The organism is Streptomyces formicae, assembly GCF_002556545.1.
Taxonomy (GTDB): domain Bacteria; phylum Actinomycetota; class Actinomycetes; order Streptomycetales; family Streptomycetaceae; genus Streptomyces; species Streptomyces formicae_A.
Genome location: NZ_CP022685.1, coordinates 4352915 through 4372525 on the forward strand (window position 1 = coordinate 4352915; position 19611 = coordinate 4372525).

Below are 19611 nucleotides of genomic sequence, written 5' to 3' on the forward strand. Positions count from 1 at the left end.
GCGACGGCACACGGGGTTTTGCGCGGTTCCCTGCCGGGTGGGTGGGGGAGGCGGGGGCATCTTCACCACGTCCGGCGCGGCGGCACACGGGGGTTCGCGCAGTTCCCCGCGCCCCTAAAAACGGGCCGCAGTCGCCTAGACGGCCCGAGGGGACGTGGGGGTATGTGCGCACGGAGCACATCAGTGAACGAGGCAGGGAAGCAAGTCCGGTAGCGGTCATCTGGGACGGCGAGTACGCACATACCCCCGCGGCCCCGCCCCCACGACGAACCCAAGGCGACCCGCACCCGTACCCGCACAGGGAATCGAACCCCCAGCCCCAACGTTCACACCAGATATGCCGAACTCCACCCAAGGCGCAGGCGCAAACGCAACCGCCCCCACCCGCATGCCCATAGCCGTCTACATGCTCGGCCTCGCCGTCTTCGCCCTCGGCACCAGTGAGTTCATGCTCTCCGGCCTCCTCCCCCCGATCGCCGACGACATGAACGTCTCCATCCCCCGCGCGGGCCTCCTCATCTCCGCCTTCGCCATCGGCATGGTCATAGGCGCCCCCCTCCTCGCCGTAGCCACGCTCCGCCTCCCCCGCCGCACCACCCTCGTCACCCTCATCACCGTCTTCGGCCTCGGCCAGGTCGCGGGTGCCCTCGCCCCCACCTACGAAGTCCTCTTCGCGTCCCGCGTGATCAGCGCGCTCGCCTGCGCGGGCTTCTGGGCGGTCGGCGCCGCCGTGGCCATCGCGATGGTGCCGTTCAACCAGCGCGCCCGCGCCATGGCCGTGATGATCGGCGGCCTCTCCATCGCGAACGTCCTCGGCGTCCCCGCAGGCGCCTTCCTCGGTGAGCACTTCGGCTGGCGCTCCGCGTTCTGGGCGGTCGGCGCCGCCTCCGCGATCGCCCTCGTCGGCGTCCTGACGCTGATCCCCCGCATCCCCCTGCCCGAGGAGAAGCCGCAGCTCAGGAAGGAACTGTCCATCTACGGCGACCGCCAGGTCTGGCTGTCCGTCGCGATCACGGCCCTCGCCGCAGGCGGCGTCTTCTGCGCGTTCTCGTACCTCTCCCCGCTCCTGACCGACGTCGCGGGCCTGGAGAAGGGCTGGGTCCCCACGGTCCTCGGCCTGTTCGGCGCGGGCGCCCTCGTCGGCACGGCGATCGGCGGCCGCTTCGCGGACGCGCACCTCTTCGGGGTGCTGCTCAGCGGCATCGCCGCGTCCACGGTGTTCCTGGTCTCGCTGGCCCTGTTCGCCGCCACCCCGGCCGCCGCGATCACGCTGAGCTTCCTGCTCGGCGTCTCCGCGTTCTACACGGCCCCGGCGCTCAACGCCCGGATGTTCAACGTGGCGGGCGCCGCCCCGACGCTGGCGGGCGCGACCACGACGGCCGCGTTCAACCTCGGCAACACGGGCGGCCCGTGGCTCGGCGGCACGGTGATCGACCTGGACTTCGGCTACGCGGCGACCGCGTGGGCGGGCGCGGCGATGACGGCGGTGGCGATCGTGGCGGTGGCCCTCTCCCTCAGCCTGCACCGCAGGGCGCCGAGCCGCGTGGTCACGACGTCATCGGCAACGGAGCACACGCCCGCACCGATCCCCACCGACGCCCCGGAACTGCGCCGCTAAGAAGCCTGCCCCTTCCGCCTCCGCAACCCCGCCCCCATGAGCCTCCGCACCAGCTCCTTCGACCCGATCTCCACGGCCCCCGCCCGCACCGCGTCCCCGTACCGCTCGGCGGGCAGGTCGTAGTGATCGCGTTCGAACGCGCGCGGCGGGCACCCGATGCCCGCCGCGAAGGCGTGCAGTTCGTCGTACGAGACGTCGCTGACCAGGTGGGACCAGAGGCGGCCGTGGCCGGGCCAGACCGGCGGGTCTATGTAGACGGTCATGACAGGCCGCCCACCGGCGCGACGACGACGCCCGCCTTGGGGCAGACCCAGTGCGGGTCGGGGCCCAGCTCCGGTTCCACGTCGAGCGCGTGCGGATCGTCCGCGCCGCACACGGGGCACAGCGGCCACCGCCCGTACCGCTCAAGGAGGCCGTCCTGGACGTCCTGGGCGACGAGCCCCGCGACGTACTCCACGCCGTCGGGCCACTGCTCGACCCACCAGCGCCGGTGCGCGACGGCCTCCTCGACGAGTGAGACGACCTCGGCCTCGGCGACCTCACGGGCGACGAGGTCGGCGAGGACAAGTGCGCGGGCGGCGTGCAACGCCTGCTCCAGGGGGTCGATCGCGTCCATGGGGCCATTGTCGCCCCACGGCACGTCGCACGGGCCCGCAGGCCACCGGGCCCCGGACCTCCGGGCCCTTGGACCCTTGACCGCACGACGGCCTGAAAATATCTTTCAAGTGTGACCAACAACGTGAAGGAAATTTTCGCGGGCACGGCGCCCCCCGCGCCCGCCGCCCTCGCGGCCAAGGTGCGCACGCTCGCGCCGTCGATGACCCGCTCCATGCAGCGCGTCGCCGAAGCCGTCGCGGGCGACCCCGCGGGATGCGCGGCGCTCACGGTCACCGGCCTCGCCGAGCTCACCGGCACCAGCGAGGCGACGGTGGTCCGCACCGCCCGCCTGCTCGGCTACCCCGGCTACCGGGACCTGCGCCTCGCGCTCGCCGGGCTCGCCGCCCAGCAGCAGTCGGGCAGGGCGCCCGCCGTCACCGCGGACATCGCCGTGGACGACCCGCTGCCCGACGTCGTGGCGAAGCTCGCGTACGACGAGCAGCAGACGCTCGCCGACACCGCGGCCGGACTCGACACCGTGCAGCTCGGCGCCGCCGTCGCCGCGCTCGCCACCGCGCGGCGCGTGGAGATCTACGGCGTCGCCGCCTCGGGGCTCGTCGCCCAGGACCTCGCGCAGAAGCTGCTCCGCATCGGGCACGTCGCGCACGCGCACTCGGACCCGCACCTGGCCGTCACCAACGCGGTGACGCTGCGCGCCAAGGACGTGGCGATCGCGATCACGCACTCCGGTTCGACGGGCGACGTCATCGAGCCGCTGCGGGTCGCCTTCGAGCACGGGGCCACCACGATCGCGATCACCGGTCGCCCCGGCGCGGCCGTCTCGCAGTACGCCGATCACATACTGACCACGTCCACGGCGCGCGAGAGCGAGCTGAGGCCCGCCGCGATGTCGTCGAGGACCAGCCAACTCCTGGTCGTGGACTGCCTGTTCGTGGGGGTCGCGCAGCGGACGTACGAAACGGCGGCACCCGCGCTCGCCGCGTCGTACGAGGCGCTCGCGCACCGTCACAGCCCGCGCGGCGGCCGCTGACCCCCGCGCCCCACCTCCCTCGCCCCCGCCCACCCGAGACACGGAAGAGCCGCAGAAGCCATGACCTCCACCACCGACGCCACCCCCGCCCCGAACGGAAACTCCGGGCCCGGCGACAGCTACGGCGAGCTCCGCGCCCAGCTCGCCACCCTCACCACCGAGGCGTTCCGGCCCGAGCTCTCCGAGATCGACCGGCTGCCCACCGAGGAGATCGCGCGGATCATGAACGGCGAGGACGCCACCGTCCCCGCCGCCGTCGCCGAGCAGTTGCCCGCGATCGCCGCCGCCATCGACGGCACGGCCGAGCGGATGGCGCGCGGCGGCAGGCTGATCTACGCGGGCGCGGGCACCGCGGGGCGGCTCGGGGTACTCGACGCCTCCGAGTGCCCGCCGACCTTCAACACCGACCCGAGCGAGGTCGTCGGCCTCATCGCGGGCGGCCCGAGCGCCATGGTCACGGCGGTCGAGGGCGCGGAGGACAGCAAGGAGCTGGCCGCCGATGACCTGGACGCGCTCGGCCTCACGGCGGACGACGTGGTCGTCGGCATCTCGGCGTCCGGCCGCACCCCGTACGCGATCGGCGCCGTCGAGCACGCCCGCGAGCGCTGCGGCGCCCTCACCATCGGCCTGTCGTGCAACGCGGGCAGCGCGCTCGCGGCCGCCGCCGAGCACGGCATCGAGGTCGTCGTGGGCCCCGAGCTCCTCACCGGTTCCACGCGCCTGAAGGCGGGCACGGCCCAGAAGCTCGTCCTGAACATGCTGTCGACGATCACGATGATCCGGCTCGGCAAGACCTACGGAAACCTCATGGTGGACGTGCGCGCCTCGAACGAGAAGCTGCGCGCCCGCTCCCGCCGCATCGTCGCCCTCGCCACCGGAGCCGGGGACGACGAGATCGAGGCCGCGCTCGCCGCCACCGACGGGGAGGTGAAGAACGCGATCCTCACCATCCTCGGCCGGGTCGAGGGCCCCCGGGCCGCCGAGCTGCTCGCCGCCTCCGACGGCCACCTCCGCGCGGCCCTCGACGCCGCCCCCCGCACCACCTGAACCAACCTCGCCCCGGTCCTTCTCGCCGGGCACCGCACAGCAAGGCACCGCACCATGGCACCTGACAAGAACCGCGCCACCGCCGCCGCGATCCTCCCCCTCGTCGGCGGCGCCCAGAACGTCACGTCCGTAGCCCACTGCATGACCCGGCTCCGCCTGGGCCTCGCCGACCGCTCGCTGGTCCAGGACGAGGCGCTGAAGGCGCTGCCCGCCGTCATGGGCGTGGTCGAGGACGACACGTACCAGATCGTGCTCGGACCGGGCACGGTCGCCCGGGTCACCCCGGAGTTCGAGGCCATGGTGGCGGAGGGCAGGTCGGCCGAACCCACCGCGCCCGAGCCCGAGCCCGCACCCGCGCCCGCCGAACACACCCTCACAGCCGAGGAGTTGGCGGCACAGGGAGCGGCGATCAAGCAAGCCCGCAAGGCGAAGAACGCCACGCCCTTCAAGCTCTTCCTGCGCCGCATCGCGAACATCTTCGTCCCCCTGATCCCGGCCCTGATCGGCTGCGGCATCATCGCGGGCATCAACGGCCTCCTGATCAACCTGGAGTGGCTGCCGGCCATCACCCCCGCCCTCGCCGCCATCGCCTCCGGATTCATGGCGCTGATCGCGGTGTTCGTCGGCTTCAACACGGCGAAGGAGTTCGGCGGTACGCCGATCCTGGGCGGCGCGGTGGCGGCGATCATCGTGTACGCGGGCGTAGCGAACATCGAGGCGTTCGGCCAGAAGCTCTCCCCCGGCCAGGGCGGCGTCCTCGGCGCGCTCGGCGCGGCGGTCCTCGCCACCTACATCGAGAAGTGGTGCAGGAAGTGGGTGCCGGAGGCGATCGACGTCCTGGTCACCCCCACCCTCACGGTCCTGATCTCGGGCCTGGTCACGATCTTCGGCCTGATGTTCCTTGCGGGCGAGGTGTCGACCGGGATCGGCACGGCGGCGAACTGGCTCCTGGACAACACGGGCGCGTTCGCGGGCCTGGTCCTCGGCGGCCTCTTCCTCCCCCTGGTGATGCTGGGCCTGCACCAGGCCCTGATCCCCATCCACACCACCCTCATCGAGCAGCAGGGCTTCACGGTCCTGCTCCCCATCCTGGCGATGGCGGGCGCGGGTCAGGTCGGCTGCGCGATCGCGGTCTACAAGCGCCTCAAGCACAACACCTCGATCCGTACGACGATCAAGTCGGCGCTCCCCGCAGGCTTCCTCGGCGTGGGCGAGCCGCTCATCTACGGCGTCTCGCTCCCCCTCGGCCGCCCCTTCATCACGGCGTGCGTGGGCGGCGCGGCGGGCGGCGCGTTCATCGGCTTCTTCTCGATGATCGGCGACAAGGTCGGCTCCACGGCGATCGGCCCCTCGGGCTGGGCCCTGTTCCCCCTGCTCGACGGCAACAAGGGCCTCGGCCTGACGATCGCGATCTACGGGGGCGGCCTGCTTGTCGGCTACCTGGTGGGCTTCTTCGCGACGTACTTCTTCGGCTTCAGCAAGGAGATGCTGGTGGAGCTGAACGTGGCGCCCGAGGGAGCGGGTGCGGGTGAGTCCCCGGCGGCTCGCGCGGACGGCACGGGCTCTCCGGCACCGGCCCCGACTACGGCCCAGGAACCGGCGAAGGTCTAGGTACGCGCAGACTCTGACGAGCCGTGGTGGATCTCCGACCAAGGGGAGACCCACCACGGCTCACGCCTGTCGGCACCCCTTCGCCACCCGATCGAGCGAACGCAGTCCACAGGCCGTAATATGTCGTAGACGACATATTACGGTCGCCGCATGGAGACCCTGCATACGATCGATATGGAGCCGGAGGTTCGCACCTGGCTCGAACTCCTCACCGCCCGGCAGCACCGCAAGGTCGAGGAGTACGCCGAGCTCCTCGCTTCGATGGGCACGCGCACCCCCATGCCCTTCGCCCGCCCGCTCCGCGACGGCGTGTACGAGCTGCGCCCGACCCTCGACGGACAGGACATGCGGATCACGTACTGGTTCGCACCGGCGCGCCGCATCGTGCTCCTTACGGTGTTCCGCAAGACCCGAATGCGGGAGTCGAACCACGTGGACCGGTCGGTGGAGCTCCGTAAGGTATGCGAGAGCGAGCACGGACCGGCCCATCTCACCTACGACCGAGCCAAGGACGGAGAAGCGAAGTGAGCCACACCCGCTGGAAGATGGCCCGCGAGAAGAAGCTCGTCGAGGGGTACGTCGAGTCCCCCGAGGCCGAGGCCGACCGTGCCGAGATCCGGCTCGCCATGGCCTTCGCCAAGGCCGTCTACGACCGCCGCACCGAACTCGGCCTGACCCAGACACAGCTCGCCGAGCGTGCCGGACTCACCCAGGCCAAGATCTCCCGCATCGAAGGCGCGGACGCGGTACCCACCCTGCCCCTCCTCCGCCGCGTGGCCACCGCGATGAACGCCTCCCTGAACATCGCCCTGGACACCGACCGCGAAGAAGTCACCTTCATCGGACACCCGGCAGCCTGACCCCGCTCAAGGCAACCGCCCCTCCCGATACCGACCCCGGCGGGTAGTCCCACTCCCTGCCCCCGCCGACCGGCCTGAGCCGCACGAGCCCGCACGGCCCGAAGCTCGTGTTCCGAGCCTCCGCCTGGGCCACGTTCATCACGGACCTCAAGGCCAACTGACCACCCCGGGGCTCAAGCCCCGAGCCACGAGCCCTCTTTTCAAGGAACGGGAGGCGGGCCTCAACCCGCCCTCCCGCCCTGGGAGTTGGCGCAGCCGCCCACTTTCGGCGTTCAACTTGCCACGCAGCGTGACGACGCTCTAACGTCCCCGGATAACGAACAACCCCCGCCTGGTGCGCCAACACCTGCGGGGGTTTGACCAACAAGATCGAATGAGAGTCGATCCCATGGCTGACGCCAAGCCTAGTACCGCCCCCCGCCCTGCGCACGCAGACCCACACCCGATGGCCAATCCCGGATACGGAAAACGCTCCGCACCGGACCAACGCCCCCGCGCAGCGGGCGACTTCACCCACCTGCCACCCCGCGAAGCGGCGATCGCCTCCTACCTGGACCGCCTCCCCGACGGCACGGACATCTCCGTGAAGACCCTGGCCAAGCACCTCCCGTACGGTCAGTGCGCGCTCCGGACGGCCCTCAACAGGCTCCAGGTGGCAGGCCACTTGCGGCGCGGCAGGGAACACGTGCGCGGAACGGGAAGCAGCCACTGGATCACCCGAACGTGGTTCTCGCGGACGGCGCGCGACGACACGTGGTGGGCGGCGTTCACGCGGGGCGACGTGCCGGACGCGCAACGAGAACCCCCGCAACACCCCACCCGAAGCCGCGCCTTCATCCTCCTCGCGGCCCTGGGCCGCACCGCGCCCCCACTCTCCCTCTCCGAGGCGGACTGCGCGGCGCTCGCGCCGGACGCAGCCCGCTGGTTCGAGCGGGGCGCGACGGAGGCGGAGCTCCTGCACGCCCTCACCGCAGGACTCCCGCCCGTCATCCACCGCCCCGCCGCCCTCGTACGCAGCCGCCTGACGTCCAAGCTCCCGCCCGAGCCCACGCCGCGCGCCGCACTCCGCGTACTGGAGTGCGGGACGTGCGGCGCGCCCGGCCGCGCGGAGGCTCTGCCGGGCGGCACGTGCGGCCCGTGCCGTGGCGAACCGGGCCCCGGTCGCGGGGTGCCCCTGCGGCCCGACGCGGTCCGCGCCCACGCGACAGCGGTACGCGCCGCTACGGCTTGTCCGCCGCGCCACTGACATGTACGGTTTCCTGTACGTACAGGAAACCGTACATAACCTGAGGAGCTCGTGATGCGCACGATGACCTACACCGAGTCCCGGGCGAAGTACGCCGAGACGCTCAACGCCGTCGTGGACGACCGCGAGGAAGTGATAGTGACCCGCGCGGGGCGCGAACCGGTCGTGATCGTGGCGCTCGACGAGTACGAGTCACTGAAGGAGACGGCCTACCTGCTGCGGAGCCCCGAGAACGCCCGCCGTCTGCTGGCGTCCATCGACAGCCTGGAGAACGGCGGCGGCACGGTCAGGGAGCTCGCCGAGTGAAGTTCGTCTGGGACGAGTCCCCCTGGCAGGACTACGTCTGGTGGCAGGCCCAGGACCGCAAGGTCCTCAAGCGGATCAACGCACTCCTCCAGGACATCGCCCGCAACGGAAACGAGGGCATCGGCAAGCCCGAGCCCCTGAAGCACGGCTTCCAGGGCTACTGGTCGCGCCGCATCACCGACGAGCACCGCCTCATCTACAAGGTCGTCGACGACGAGGTCCGCATCGCGGCGTGCCGGTACCACTACGAACGCTGACTCTCCACCGCGAAAGCCGGATTCACGGGAGCCAGTAGCTCCCGCCCGCCCCGGCGGTTAACTTCATCCGCATGGATCACCTCACGCCCCAAGACCCCACCTCCATAGGCGAGTACCGGCTGCTCGGCCTGCTCGGCGAGGGCGGGATGGGGCGCGTGTATCTCGCCCGCTCCGGGAGCGGGCGGACCGTCGCCGTGAAGGTGGTGCACGGCGAGTTCGCGCAACTGCCCGAGTTCCGGCGCCGGTTCGCGCTCGAAGTGGATGCGGCGCGGCGCGTGGGCGGGACGTGGACCGCGCCCGTGCTGGACGCGGATACCGGGGCCCAGACCCCGTGGGTCGCCACCGGGTACGTTCCGGGGCCCGATCTGCACACCGTCGTCGCCCGGGACTACGGGCCGCTCCCCGAGCACTCCGTCCGCGTGCTCGCGAACCGGCTCGCGCAGGCGCTGGGGGCCATTCACGGCGCCGGGCTCATCCACCGCGACCTCAAGCCGTCCAACGTCCTCGTCACCGTCGACGGGCCGCGCGTCATCGACTTCGGGATCGCGCGGGCCCTGGAGACCGTGACCGGGGACGGGCTCAGGACCCGGACGGGCATGGTGGTCGGGTCGCCGGGGTTCATGTCGCCCGAGCAGGTGCGGGGGCTGAAGCTCACGCCCGCGTCCGACGTGTTCTGCCTGGGTTCCGTCCTCGCGTACGTCGCGACCGGGCGGCAGCCGTTCGGTACGGCGGACAGCGGGGCGCACGCGCTGCTGTTCCGCGTCGCCGAGGAGGAGCCCGACCTCGATGGGGTTCCGGAGGGGATTCTCGGTCTCGTACGGGAGTGTCTCGCCAAGGATCCGGCCGCGCGGCCCACTCCGGAGCAGGTGGCCGCGCGGACGGTGACGGAGCGGGGCGGCGGGCCGTGGCTGCCCGGTGAGGTGCTCGAACAACTGGGGCGGCACGCGGCGCGGTTGCTGGACCTCGACCATCCGCAGGCGCAGGCTCCCGTGCCGGTCCCGCGACCGGCCGTCACGCCGACCCCGACCGCCGTGGACCCGCCGTCCTCGCCCCCGCCCGGCTTCGGGCCCCCGCCCACGACGACCGCGCCGTCCGCGAAGCCCGCGCCCCGGCGACGCCACAGGACCGCCGTGCTCGGCGCCGTCGCCCTCGTCGTCAGCGGCGTGGTCGTGTCCGTGGCCCACCCGTGGGAGGGCGGGAACGGAGAGGAGAAGGAGACGCCCAACTCCGTGCCGCAGGCGTTCCTCGGGGCGTGGGAGGGCGAGATCAAGGGGATGGACGGCGGGCTCGCGCGGATCGAGATCACCAAGGGCGTGGGCGACGAGCCGATCGCCCGGACCTACACGAGCAACGCGCGGAACCTGTGCGTCAGGAACAGCGCCATGGTCGCGCCCGGCACCGCCACCCAGAGCTCCGGACCCGAGAAGCTCACTCTCGGGCAGGGCCTCGCACGGGAGTCGGTCGAGCAGGGCACCTGCGCCGACCTGCCGGAGCACACGCTGGAGAAGCGGTCGGACGGCAAGCTCAACTGGGCCACGAAGGACGGCACGTACACGGCCGTACTCAGCAAGGCGACATCGGGCGACGCACCCGTACCGAAGGCGTTCCTGGGGACCTGGAAGGACAAGACCGTGCCCTACGACCGGCAGGTCACCTTCAGGCAGGGCCCGTTCGGCGGCGATGTCGTGCGCTGGATCATCACCGACAGCGCGCACTGCGAGTGGTCGGCCACCCTGGTCTCCGCCAAGGACAAGCAACTCAGCCATGGGCCGGTCACGTTGGACGCCGCGAAATCGGACGCGTCCTGCGAGAAGAGCTGGGAGTCGGCCACCTACACGTCGGTCGGCGCGGACAAGCTGCGCATGCGGGGGCTGCGGGGAACGGCACAGGGCTCGGGGGCGCCGACGTACCTGAACCGCACGGACCGCTGAGAGCCCCTGTCGCCTTCGCGACATACTTCCGCCCCTCCGGCGCCCGGCCACGGACCGCTCCGCACCCCGGAATGGCCGACGCGCCGCCGATGCCCCGCGGATCCCCCGTCACACCCGCCCCTGCCCCCTGGCCAGCGTGCCCGTCCTCCGCTTCGCGGCTCACCCGTGGACGGCCGAAGGCGTGCTGTCCGAAAGACCCGTCACCCCCGCGCGGATCGCCGCGACCGCCTGCCGGCACCCACTCCCCGTACCGAAGATGACACCGCACGTCATCGAAGCGGCACGAGCGGCGCACCCGGAGGGGACCCTTCATGACCGAGCACAACGAGCCCAGCGAACCCACGGAAGAGCAGATCGCCGACGCCTGGCGGTCCGCCGCCCACGTCACCCTGGCGCCAGGACCCCGCGAGGTCACCGAGGCCGCGCCCGAGCCCGACGACGAGTGGACGCTGCCCGGCGGCACCGCCTGGGTGTACCTCGCCGACCCGAAGCAGGGGCTGACCCGGCCCGTGATCCTCGCCGACGGGTTCAACACCGGGCCGAGCGAGCTGGACTTCTCCTGGGAGATCCTGGAGCGGGGGCCGTACCCGTTCATCAGCGAGCTGCGGGCGCGCGGCCGCGACGTCGTCGTGCTCGGCTTCGACGAGCGCAGCGCCTCGATCCTGGACAACGCCCGGGTCGCGCGCGCCGCGATCCTGGAGGCGCTCGCGCGGCGCAGGGGCCAACACGCGCTGACCGTCGGCGGGTTCAGCATGGGCGGCCTGGTCGCGCGGTACGCGCTCGCCAAGATGGAGCACGACGAGGAGGAGCACGGCACGAAGCTGTACTTCTCCTACGACAGCCCGCACCGGGGCGCCTGGATCCCCATCGCACTACAGTCGTTCGCCCACTACATCCGGCGGCTGAACTCCGCGTTCTCGAACCAGATGAACAGCCCCGCGGCCCGCCAGCTCCTGTGGCAGCACATCGCGGAGTGGAACGACACCCCGGAGACGGACAAGGAGCGCGGGACCTTCCTCGCCGAGCTGGAGCGGGTCGGCGGCTGGCCCTCCGAGCCGCGCAAGATCGGCGTCGCCAACGGCGTGCGGACCGGCGAGGCCAACCACGTCCGCTCCGGCGAGCAGGCGTTCCACGGCAAGGGCCTCGCCATCACCGGCACCCACCTGTACACGCAGTCCGCGGGCGACGAGCAGCTCGTGGCCCAGCTGCGGGTGGTGACCCTGCGCAAGCCGAGGATCCACACCTCGGGCCTGCCCGAGGTCGACGGCGCCCCCGGCGGCACCCTGGAGGGCTTCGGCATCCTGGCCGACGAGCTGAACAGGATCCCCGCGTTCATCGGCCTCGGCTCCGAGGCCGACGAACGCGCGCACTGCTTCGTGCCCTCGGTCAGCGCGGTCGCCCTGCGCGACATCGACACCCACGACAAGCTCTACGAGCCGTTCGCGGACTCCGAGGAGAGCGAGCTCGACGAATACCTGTGCGCCTCGCACAACGAGGGCCACACCCTGGTCACCGAGGAGCTCTGCACCTGGATCCTGGACCGGTTGCCGTAGCCCTGGCGCCTAGGGAGTGGTGAACAGCCACCACTGGTCCGTGCCGTTCTGCGAGCAGAAGAACGACTGCCACTGCCCGGCCTGCTGGCCGTTGTTCCCCGCGACCCAGCAGGACTCGTAGATGGCGTACGGGCCGTACACGCCCTGCACGCGCTGCGAAGAAGAGGACGGCGTCGACGTCACCGCCACGGCGGACGTGCCGGCCGTCGCCAGGAATCCGGCGGCGGCCAGCACGGCGACGGCGGCGCATCGGGACGCGCGGTTGCGCATGAACATGGTGTCTCCCCACTGAGAGCGGCTACTGAGACACTCGTACCGGCGCCGCACCCGCCCTGACCAGGTGAAAAGCGCCCGATCACCCGTGTGAGCCAGGAAGAATCGATCATTCCCCGGTCCGCGCCCCGGCGGCGACCCGGTCCGCGCCCGAGGCGTGCGCCTCCCAGCACTGCACGCCACGCAGCCCCGGCATCCGGTCCCGCGTGAAGACCGGGTCCAGGCCCGCGCGCCGCTGGGCGAGATAGTCGTCGAGCAGCCGGAAGGCGATCGTGGAGAGCGGGATGATCGCGAGCAGGTTGACCAGCGCCATGAAGCCCATGAAGACGTCCGCGAGGTTCCACACCACGCCGACCGAGCCGAGCGCGCCGAGGAAGACGGTCGCGAGGACGAGCACGCGGTAGGAGGGCAGCACCCAGCGCTTGCGCGTCATGAACTGGATGTTGGACTCGCCGTAGTAGTAGTTGCCGATCATCGAGCTGAAGGCCAGCAGGAAGACGACGGCGGTGAGGACGTGCCCGGCCCAGCCGCCCAGGCTCTCCGTCATCGTGGTCTGCGTGAGGTCGGCGCCCTGGCGCCCGGACAGCTCCGGGTTGGCGGTCAGGATGATGAAGGCGGTCATCGAGCAGACGAGGAGCGTGTCGAAGAAGACGCCGAGGGACTGCACGAGGCCCTGCTTGACGGGGTGCGAGACCTCGGCGGTGGCGCCCGCGTTGGGTGCGGAGCCGAGGCCCGCCTCGTTGGAGAACATGCCGCGCCTGATGCCCTGCTGGATCGCCGCGCCGATGCCGCCCGCGGCGAGCTCGCGCACGCCGAAGGCGCCGCCCACGATGTCGGCGAGCACCCGGGGCACATCGGCGGCGTTGAGGAGCACGACGGCCACGCCGAGCAGCAGGTAGACGACGGCCATGACGGGCACGAGCACGGTGGTGACCGCGCTGATCCTGCGTACGCCGCCGAAGACGGCGAGGCCGAGCAGCACGGCGAGCAGCAGGCCCACCAGCGGCGCGAACCACTCCGCCTCGCCCGCGCCCATGGAGCCGGTGGCGACGGAGGTGATGGTGTTGGACTGCACGGCGTTGAAGACGAAGCCGAAGGTCACGGTGATGGTGACGGCGAAGAGCACGCCGAGCCAGCGCTTCCCGAGCGCGCGCTGCATGTAGTACGCGGGCCCGCCCCGGTAGGCGCCGGTCGCGCCGCGCACCTTGTAGAGCTGTGCGAGGGCCGACTCGACGAACGCGGACGCGGCGCCGATGATCGCCATCACCCACATCCAGAAGACGGCGCCCGCCCCGCCGAGCGTGATGGCGGTGGCGACGCCCGCGATGTTGCCGGTGCCGACGCGGGCGGCCGCGGAGATGGTGAAGGCGCCGAACGAGGACACCTGCTTGCGGCCGTCGGCCCGCTCGGGCGTCTTCTCGCGCACCACGCGGAACATCTCGGGGAGCAGCCGCAGCTGCACGGCCCTGGACCGCACGGTGAACCAGATGCCCGCGCCGACGACGAGCGGGATCAGGAGGTAGGTCCACAAGTGGTCGTTCACTTGCAGGATGAAGGAGTCCAGGGAGTTCACGGGCAAAAGTCTCGCCCGGGACAAAAGACCCGGGCCAGGGACTTAAGTCCTTGGTAAACGGTGAGCAAAGGCACGCCCCCGTACCCATGCCGAAGGGGCGGCACCCTCCGTGAGGAGAGTGCCGCCCCTTCGTACGAGCTGAGCTGAGCGCTCAGGACGACCGATCCGCGAGGGATCAGAAGTCCATGTCACCGCCCGGCATGCCGCCGCCGGCCGGGGCAGCGCCCGCCTTCTCCGGCTTGTCGGCGATGACGGCCTCGGTGGTGAGGAACAGCGCGGCGATGGAGGCGGCGTTCTGCAGGGCAGAGCGCGTGACCTTCGCCGGGTCGAGGATGCCCTCGGCGATCATGTCGACGTACTCACCGGACGCGGCGTTCAGGCCGTGGCCGACGGTCAGGTTGCGCACCTTCTCGACGACGACGCCACCCTCGAGGCCGGCGTTGACGGCGATCTGCTTCAGCGGGGCCTCAAGGGCCAGCTTCACAGCGGCGGCACCGGTGGCCTCGTCACCCTCGAGCTCGAGCTTCTCGAAGACGGCGGCGGCCTGGATGAGGGCCACGCCACCACCGGCGACGATGCCCTCTTCGACGGCGGCCTTCGCGTTGCGAACGGCGTCCTCGATGCGGTGCTTGCGCTCCTTGAGCTCGACCTCGGTGGCCGCGCCCGCCTTGATGACGGCGACGCCACCGGCGAGCTTGGCCAGGCGCTCCTGGAGCTTCTCGCGGTCGTAGTCCGAGTCCGAGTTCTCGATCTCGGCGCGGATCTGGTTGACGCGGCCCTGGACCTGGTCGCTGTCACCGGAGCCGTCGACGATGGTCGTCTCGTCCTTGGTGATGACGACCTTGCGGGCGCGGCCGAGCAGGTCGAGACCGGCGTTCTCCAGCTTGAGGCCGACCTCCTCGGAGATGACGGTGCCACCGGTGAGGATGGCGATGTCGCCGAGCATGGCCTTGCGGCGGTCACCGAAGCCCGGGGCCTTGACGGCGACGGACTTGAAGGTGCCACGGATCTTGTTGACGACCAGGGTCGACAGGGCCTCGCCCTCGACGTCCTCGGCGATGATCAGCAGCGGCTTGCCGGACTGCATGACCTTCTCGAGGAGCGGAAGGAGGTCCTTCACGTTCGAGATCTTCGAGTTGACGATCAGGATGTACGGGTCGTCGAGCGACGCCTCCATACGCTCCATGTCGGTGGCGAAGTACGCCGAGATGTAGCCCTTGTCGAAGCGCATGCCCTCGGTGAGCTCAAGCTCGAGACCGAAGGTCTGCGACTCCTCGACGGTGATGACGCCTTCCTTGCCGACCTTGTCCATCGCCTCGGCGATGAGCTCGCCGATCTGGGTGTCGGCGGCGGAGATGGAGGCCGTCGAAGCGATCTGCTCCTTGGTCTCCACGTCCTTGGCCTGCTCGAGCAGGGCGCCGGAGACGGCCTCGACGGCCTTCTCGATGCCGCGCTTGAGGGCCATCGGGTTGGCACCGGCGGCCACGTTGCGAAGGCCCTCGCGGACCAGCGCCTGGGCCAGGACGGTCGCGGTCGTCGTGCCGTCACCGGCGACGTCGTCCGTCTTCTTCGCGACCTCCTTGACCAGCTCGGCGCCGATCTTCTCGTACGGGTCCTCGAGCTCGATCTCCTTGGCGATGGAGACACCATCGTTGGTGATCGTGGGGGCGCCCCACTTCTTCTCGAGGACGACGTTGCGACCCTTGGGGCCCAGGGTCACCTTGACGGCGTCGGCGAGCTGGTTCATGCCGCGCTCGAGGCCGCGCCGTGCCTCCTCGTCGAACGCGATGATCTTGGCCATGTGAAGTGGTCCTCCCGGACGGGGTGGAAACGCAAACGGATCGTGCTGGCGCCCGCGACGGACGGCCTGCAGCCCTTGTGGTTCCTTGCCCCACCCGGCCTGCGGGCCTCACCGACCCGATCCAAGTTCTGTCACTCTCACGCGGAGAGTGCTAAGCCCAATGATTAGCACTCGACCCCTGCGAGTGCAAGGTGCTCCCGTGAGATCCGGACGTACGAGGGACCCCCGGGCCCCCGCGGCACACACGAGGGGCCCGTATCCCTGCCGGGATACGGGCCCCTCGCGGTGCTTGCTTCGGTGGTCGGTCGCGCCGAGCTAGACGGCGAGTTTGACCATGTCCGCCTGCGGACCCTTCTGGCCCTGCGAGATCTCGAATTCGACTCGCTGACCTTCTTCAAGGGTGCGGTACCCGTCCATCTGGATCGCGCTGTAGTGGACGAAAACATCCGCACCACCGTCGACCGCGATGAAGCCGTACCCCTTCTCCGCGTTGAACCACTTGACGGTGCCCTGAGCCATGCCTAACTCCCCTATTACTGGCCCTTGCACAGGACCGCACTTCGCGGACCCGGGTCAGACCTCCACCACCCATTGGAGATGGGGGTGTGCGCCGGAACGCGTCGACCGCCGCTGAATGTATCTGTCCAACTGCCGTCTGCAACAGGTCAATCGGACGAGAATTCTGGGCACGCACGATCGGAAATATGTGGAGAATTTGCCGGAGTTCAGGGCAAGTCGGGCCGGGCAAATGCCACAAAGGGCCCAAATGGACAGCGCGCTTTGGCTACTTCTTGTCGGCTCCGGGCCGACTTCGTATATGCGCTCGGCACTAACGGCGAAGCACTGTTCCCAACTGTACCGCGCTCAACCATGCAGAATTGCCCCCTCCGTTTCTCTCGCGGAGGGGGCAATTCGGATCACGCTGCGTGCTCTTGCCTGCGGAAGCTCAGCCTCCGGCGACCGCCGGAATGATCGAGACACCGGCACCGTCCGGAGTGGCCGTCTGCAGACCCTGCTCAAAACGGACGTCGTCGTCGTTCACATAGACATTCACGAAGCGGCGCAGCTTGCCCTGATCGTCCAGGACGCGCGCGGCGATGCCGGTGTGGTTCTTCTCCAGATCGGCGATGACCTCGCCCAGGGTCGCCCCCTCGGCGGCGACCTCGGCCTTGCCGCCGGTGTAGGTACGGAGAATGGTGGGGATACGGACGTTGACGCTCATGGATTCACCTCAGAGGTAGGCCCCGTAAGGGGCGCGGGGAACTGCGCGAGGACGGACCGCGACCCGCGGTCGGCAGCGGAGATCAGGCCCTGCGGCGACTAGTCGGCAAGCCCCGCGGAGCGGAACGCCTCGAGGCTGGGCTTGATCGTCGCGGTCGCCTGAGACCTGTCGGCAACCGCGTCGAGAGTCTTGAGCCCGTCGCCGGTGTTGAGCACCACCGTGGTCAGCGAGGGATCGATGAGCCCCGCCTCGACCAGCTTCTTGGTGACACCGACCGTCACGCCCCCGGCGGTCTCCGCGAAGATCCCCTCGCTCCGAGCGAGCAGCTCGATCGCCTCGACGACCTGCTCGTCGTTCACGTCCTCCACGGCCCCGCCCGTGCGCCGGGCGATGTCGAGCACGTAGGGCCCGTCCGCCGGGTTGCCGATGGCGAGGGACTTGGCGATGGTGTTCGGCTTCTGGGGCCGTACGACGTCGTGGCCCGCCTTGAACGCCGCGGAGACCGGCGAACACCCCTCCGCCTGCGCGCCGAAGATCTTGTAGGGCTTGTCCGCGACGAGGCCGAGCGCGATGAGCTCCTTCAGACCCTTGTCGATCTTCGTGAGCTGCGATCCCGAGGCGATCGGGATGACCAGCTGGTCGGGCAGGACCCAGCCGAGCTGCTCGCAGATCTCGTACGCGAGGGTCTTGGAGCCCTCTCCGTAGTACGGCCGCAGGTTGACGTTGACGAAGCCCCAGCCCTCGCCGAGCGGGTCGCCGATGAGCTCGGAGCAGAAGCGGTTCACGTCGTCGTAGTTGCCCTCGATGCCGACGAGCTCGCCGCCGTAGACCGCGGCCATGACGACCTTGCCCTGCTCCAGGTCGTGCGGGATGAACACGCAGGAGCGGAAACCGGCGCGGGCGGCGGCGGCGCCGACGGCGCCCGCGAGGTTGCCGGTGGAGGAGCACGACAGGGTGGTGAAGCCGAAGGCGCGCGCCGCTTCGAGCGCCTGCGCGACGACCCGGTCCTTGAAGGAGTGGGTCGGGTTGCCCGAGTCGTCCTTGACGAACAACTTGCCCTGTTCGACGCCGAGTTCGGCGGCGAGGTTGTCGGCCTTGACGAGCTTGGTCCAGCCGGGGTTGAGGTTCGGCTTGTCGGCCACGTCGGCGGGGACGGGAAGGAGCGGGGCGTAGCGCCAGATGTTGGCGGGGCCCGCCTCGATGCGGGCGCGGAGGGCTTCGGGGTCACCGAGCGGCAGGTCGTAGGCGACTTCGAGGGGGCCGAAACACTCGGCGCAGGCGAAGATCGGTCCGAGCGGGAACTTGGTGCCGCACTCCCGGCACGCAAGGCCCGATGCGGGGCCGAGGTCTACGGGAGCGGTGGTGCTTTCGGTGGCGACGGTCTGCACAGCCATGGAGGCGAGGCCCTTTCTCCTCATCTTCCTCGCGACGCATCTCGCCGCGAGACGGAATTGGCACCTTCCCCACCGAGACCTCGCGTGCGCGGTCGGCGGGATGGTTGCCGGGGCTTCAACGGGCCGTATCCCTCTGCCCCTCTGGATGAGCGGTATTCGATTATGGGTTTCAGTTGTCGATCTCAACGGGGCGGTGACCCCGACATGCGATGGTCACCGGCGTTGTTCAAGACTGTAACCGAAGCCCCGGACCCTTGAGATAGTCGTCCGTACCGCGAGATGGATCACAGTGAGGAGCCGCCGACCGTGCTGGAAGAAGTCGAGCGCTGGCTGAGCAGGCGTTCCTGGTCCGTCGCCGACCGTTCGCCGGAGCGTCTGGTCGCCGCCAAACGCGCCTCGGGCACCTCGGTGAGCGTCGTCCTTCCCGCACTCGACGAGGAGGCGACGGTCGGCGGGATCGTCGAGGTGATCCGGCGGGAGCTGATGGCACGCACGCCGCTCGTCGACGAGCTCGTGGTGATCGACTCCGGCTCCGGCGACCGTACGGCGGAGGTCGCGCGGAAGGCGGGCGCCCGGGTCGTGCACAGGGACGAGATCCTGCCGCGTCTCCCGGCCGTGCCGGGCAAGGGCGAGGTGCTCTGGCGCTCGCTCCTGGCGACGCGGGGCGACGTCGTGGCGTTCGTCGACGCGGATCTGCGGGAGTTCTCCGCGGACTTCGTCTCGGGGATCGTGGGCCCGCTCCTGACCGATCCCGACGTGCACTTCGTGAAGGCGATGTACGACCGTCCGCTGGGCTCGGCAGCGGGGCAGGGCGGCCGGGTGACCGAGCTGATGGCACGGCCGCTCCTGAACATGCACTGGCCCCAACTGGCCGGTTTCGTACAGCCGTTGGGCGGCGAGTACGCGGCCCGCAGGTCCCTCCTGGAGCGGCTGCCGTTCCCCGTCGGGTACGGCGTGGAGCTGGGCCTGCTCGTCGACGCGCTGCACACGGTGGGCCTGGACGCCCTCGCGCAGGTCGACGTCGGGGTGCGCAAGCACCGGCACCAGGACGGGCAGGCGCTCGGCCGGATGGCCGCGGCCATCTACCGGACCGCGCAGCTGCGGCTCGCGCGCGGCCATCTCGTCCGGCCCGAGCTGACGCAGTTCGTCAGGGGCGAGCACGGTTTCGAGCCGAGGACGTATCCGGTGGACACCGAGGAGCGCCCCCCTATGTCCGATATCGCCGAGTATGCACATCGTCGCGTGGCGTAACCACAGCCGATCATGCGTTT

The 19611-nt window shown here is 70.4% G+C and carries 20 protein-coding genes and 1 riboswitch; of the genes, 12 read left to right on the top strand and 8 right to left on the bottom strand.

What is annotated here, in order from left to right:
- Window positions 1–388: 388 nt before the first annotated feature.
- Window positions 389–1618, top strand: coding sequence for a Cmx/CmrA family chloramphenicol efflux MFS transporter (locus tag KY5_RS18450; protein WP_098243296.1), 1230 nt, complete (start codon window positions 389–391; stop codon window positions 1616–1618).
- On the opposite strand, the gene KY5_RS18455 is transcribed toward KY5_RS18450, so the two are convergent.
- Together KY5_RS18455 and KY5_RS18460 are read right to left on the bottom strand one after the other, a co-directional pair.
- Window positions 1615–1881, bottom strand: coding sequence for a DUF4031 domain-containing protein (locus KY5_RS18455; protein ID WP_055553643.1), 267 nt, complete (start codon window positions 1879–1881; stop codon window positions 1615–1617). The genes KY5_RS18450 and KY5_RS18455 overlap by 4 nt on opposite strands.
- Window positions 1878–2234 (bottom strand): hypothetical protein, encoded by a 357-nt coding sequence (locus tag KY5_RS18460; RefSeq protein WP_098243297.1) that lies wholly within the window; start codon window positions 2232–2234, stop codon window positions 1878–1880. Before KY5_RS18460 ends, KY5_RS18455 begins: the two co-directional genes overlap by 4 nt.
- Before the next feature lie 111 nt (window positions 2235–2345).
- Here KY5_RS18460 and KY5_RS18465 point away from each other — a divergent pair, with 111 nt between their 5' ends.
- The 10 genes from KY5_RS18465 to KY5_RS18510 all read left to right on the top strand — a co-directional run bounded on the left by KY5_RS18465 (window position 2346) and on the right by KY5_RS18510 (window position 12077).
- Window positions 2346–3266, top strand: coding sequence for a MurR/RpiR family transcriptional regulator (locus tag KY5_RS18465; protein WP_098243298.1), 921 nt, complete (start codon window positions 2346–2348; stop codon window positions 3264–3266).
- A gap of 60 nt (window positions 3267–3326) precedes the next feature.
- Complete coding sequence (gene murQ, locus KY5_RS18470; protein WP_098243299.1) at window positions 3327–4313, top strand: N-acetylmuramic acid 6-phosphate etherase; 987 nt, start codon at window positions 3327–3329, stop codon at window positions 4311–4313.
- A 54-nt stretch (window positions 4314–4367) separates the two neighbouring features.
- Window positions 4368–5924, top strand: coding sequence for a PTS transporter subunit EIIC (locus tag KY5_RS18475; RefSeq protein ID WP_098243300.1), 1557 nt, complete (start codon window positions 4368–4370; stop codon window positions 5922–5924).
- A 150-nt stretch (window positions 5925–6074) separates the two neighbouring features.
- The gene (locus KY5_RS18480) at window positions 6075–6452 is read left to right on the top strand and encodes a type II toxin-antitoxin system RelE/ParE family toxin (RefSeq protein WP_098243301.1); all 378 of its coding nucleotides are present in this window, start codon (window positions 6075–6077) and stop codon (window positions 6450–6452) included.
- Window positions 6449–6784 carry a helix-turn-helix domain-containing protein gene (locus KY5_RS18485; RefSeq protein ID WP_098243302.1) on the top strand — a complete coding sequence of 112 codons (336 nt, stop codon included), beginning with the start codon at window positions 6449–6451 and terminating at the stop codon, window positions 6782–6784. The genes KY5_RS18480 and KY5_RS18485 overlap by 4 nt, the downstream gene beginning before the upstream one ends.
- Window positions 6785–7229: 445 nt before the next feature.
- Window positions 7230–8030 (top strand): hypothetical protein, encoded by an 801-nt coding sequence (locus KY5_RS18490; protein WP_098243303.1) that lies wholly within the window; start codon window positions 7230–7232, stop codon window positions 8028–8030.
- A 54-nt stretch (window positions 8031–8084) separates the two neighbouring features.
- Window positions 8085–8336, top strand: coding sequence for a type II toxin-antitoxin system Phd/YefM family antitoxin (locus tag KY5_RS18495; RefSeq protein ID WP_098243304.1), 252 nt, complete (start codon window positions 8085–8087; stop codon window positions 8334–8336).
- Window positions 8333–8593 (top strand): Txe/YoeB family addiction module toxin, encoded by a 261-nt coding sequence (locus tag KY5_RS18500; RefSeq protein ID WP_098243305.1) that lies wholly within the window; start codon window positions 8333–8335, stop codon window positions 8591–8593. The genes KY5_RS18495 and KY5_RS18500 overlap by 4 nt, the downstream gene beginning before the upstream one ends.
- A 71-nt stretch (window positions 8594–8664) precedes the next feature.
- Window positions 8665–10524, top strand: a complete 1860-nt coding sequence (locus tag KY5_RS18505; protein WP_098243306.1) for a serine/threonine-protein kinase — start codon at window positions 8665–8667, stop codon at window positions 10522–10524.
- Window positions 10525–10835: 311 nt separating this feature from the next.
- The gene (locus KY5_RS18510; protein ID WP_098243307.1) at window positions 10836–12077 is read left to right on the top strand and encodes an esterase/lipase family protein; all 1242 of its coding nucleotides are present in this window, start codon (window positions 10836–10838) and stop codon (window positions 12075–12077) included.
- A 9-nt stretch (window positions 12078–12086) separates the two neighbouring features.
- Here KY5_RS18510 and KY5_RS18515 read toward each other — a convergent pair whose 3' ends face one another.
- The 6 genes from KY5_RS18515 to thrC form a co-directional block, all read right to left on the bottom strand.
- Window positions 12087–12353 carry a hypothetical protein gene (locus tag KY5_RS18515; protein WP_098243308.1) on the bottom strand — a complete coding sequence of 89 codons (267 nt, stop codon included), beginning with the start codon at window positions 12351–12353 and terminating at the stop codon, window positions 12087–12089.
- Window positions 12354–12459: 106 nt separating this feature from the next.
- Window positions 12460–13923: an alanine/glycine:cation symporter family protein gene (locus KY5_RS18520; RefSeq protein ID WP_098243309.1), complete on the bottom strand. Its 1464-nt coding sequence runs from the start codon at window positions 13921–13923 to the stop codon at window positions 12460–12462.
- A gap of 175 nt (window positions 13924–14098) precedes the next feature.
- Window positions 14099–15724, bottom strand: coding sequence for a chaperonin GroEL (groL, locus tag KY5_RS18525; RefSeq protein ID WP_098243310.1), 1626 nt, complete (start codon window positions 15722–15724; stop codon window positions 14099–14101).
- 315 nt (window positions 15725–16039) lie between these two features.
- A complete protein-coding gene (locus KY5_RS18530; protein WP_005315736.1) occupies window positions 16040–16243 on the bottom strand; it encodes a cold-shock protein in 204 nt (67 codons plus the stop codon).
- Window positions 16244–16670: 427 nt separating this feature from the next.
- Window positions 16671–16946 (bottom strand): ubiquitin-like small modifier protein 1, encoded by a 276-nt coding sequence (locus KY5_RS18535; RefSeq protein WP_087884675.1) that lies wholly within the window; start codon window positions 16944–16946, stop codon window positions 16671–16673.
- Between the two features lie 98 nt (window positions 16947–17044).
- Window positions 17045–18364 (bottom strand): threonine synthase, encoded by a 1320-nt coding sequence (thrC, locus tag KY5_RS18540; RefSeq protein WP_098243311.1) that lies wholly within the window; start codon window positions 18362–18364, stop codon window positions 17045–17047.
- Window positions 18358–18492, bottom strand: a riboswitch (SAM riboswitch). (Overlaps the previous gene by 7 nt.)
- A gap of 154 nt (window positions 18493–18646) precedes the next feature.
- Between thrC and KY5_RS18545 the strand changes: the two genes are divergently transcribed.
- Entirely contained in the window at window positions 18647–19591 is a 945-nt protein-coding gene (locus KY5_RS18545) for a glucosyl-3-phosphoglycerate synthase (RefSeq protein ID WP_098247335.1), read from the top strand.
- The last annotated feature ends 20 nt before the right edge of the window (window positions 19592–19611 follow it).

Coding starts and splice junctions, on each gene's coding strand:
- KY5_RS18450 (WP_098243296.1), top strand. CDS start 389: ATGCCCATAGCCGTCTACATGCTCGGCCTCGCCGTCTTCGCCCTCGGC.
- KY5_RS18455 (WP_055553643.1), bottom strand. CDS start 1,881: ATGACCGTCTACATAGACCCGCCGGTCTGGCCCGGCCACGGCCGCCTC.
- KY5_RS18460 (WP_098243297.1), bottom strand. CDS start 2,234: ATGGACGCGATCGACCCCCTGGAGCAGGCGTTGCACGCCGCCCGCGCA.
- murQ (WP_098243299.1), top strand. CDS start 3,327: ATGACCTCCACCACCGACGCCACCCCCGCCCCGAACGGAAACTCCGGG.
- KY5_RS18475 (WP_098243300.1), top strand. CDS start 4,368: ATGGCACCTGACAAGAACCGCGCCACCGCCGCCGCGATCCTCCCCCTC.
- KY5_RS18480 (WP_098243301.1), top strand. CDS start 6,075: ATGGAGACCCTGCATACGATCGATATGGAGCCGGAGGTTCGCACCTGG.
- KY5_RS18490 (WP_098243303.1), top strand. CDS start 7,230: ATGGCCAATCCCGGATACGGAAAACGCTCCGCACCGGACCAACGCCCC.
- KY5_RS18495 (WP_098243304.1), top strand. CDS start 8,085: ATGCGCACGATGACCTACACCGAGTCCCGGGCGAAGTACGCCGAGACG.
- KY5_RS18505 (WP_098243306.1), top strand. CDS start 8,665: ATGGATCACCTCACGCCCCAAGACCCCACCTCCATAGGCGAGTACCGG.
- KY5_RS18510 (WP_098243307.1), top strand. CDS start 10,836: ATGACCGAGCACAACGAGCCCAGCGAACCCACGGAAGAGCAGATCGCC.
- KY5_RS18515 (WP_098243308.1), bottom strand. CDS start 12,353: ATGTTCATGCGCAACCGCGCGTCCCGATGCGCCGCCGTCGCCGTGCTG.
- groL (WP_098243310.1), bottom strand. CDS start 15,724: ATGGCCAAGATCATCGCGTTCGACGAGGAGGCACGGCGCGGCCTCGAG.
- KY5_RS18530 (WP_005315736.1), bottom strand. CDS start 16,243: ATGGCTCAGGGCACCGTCAAGTGGTTCAACGCGGAGAAGGGGTACGGC.
- KY5_RS18535 (WP_087884675.1), bottom strand. CDS start 16,946: ATGAGCGTCAACGTCCGTATCCCCACCATTCTCCGTACCTACACCGGC.
- thrC (WP_098243311.1), bottom strand. CDS start 18,364: ATGAGGAGAAAGGGCCTCGCCTCCATGGCTGTGCAGACCGTCGCCACC.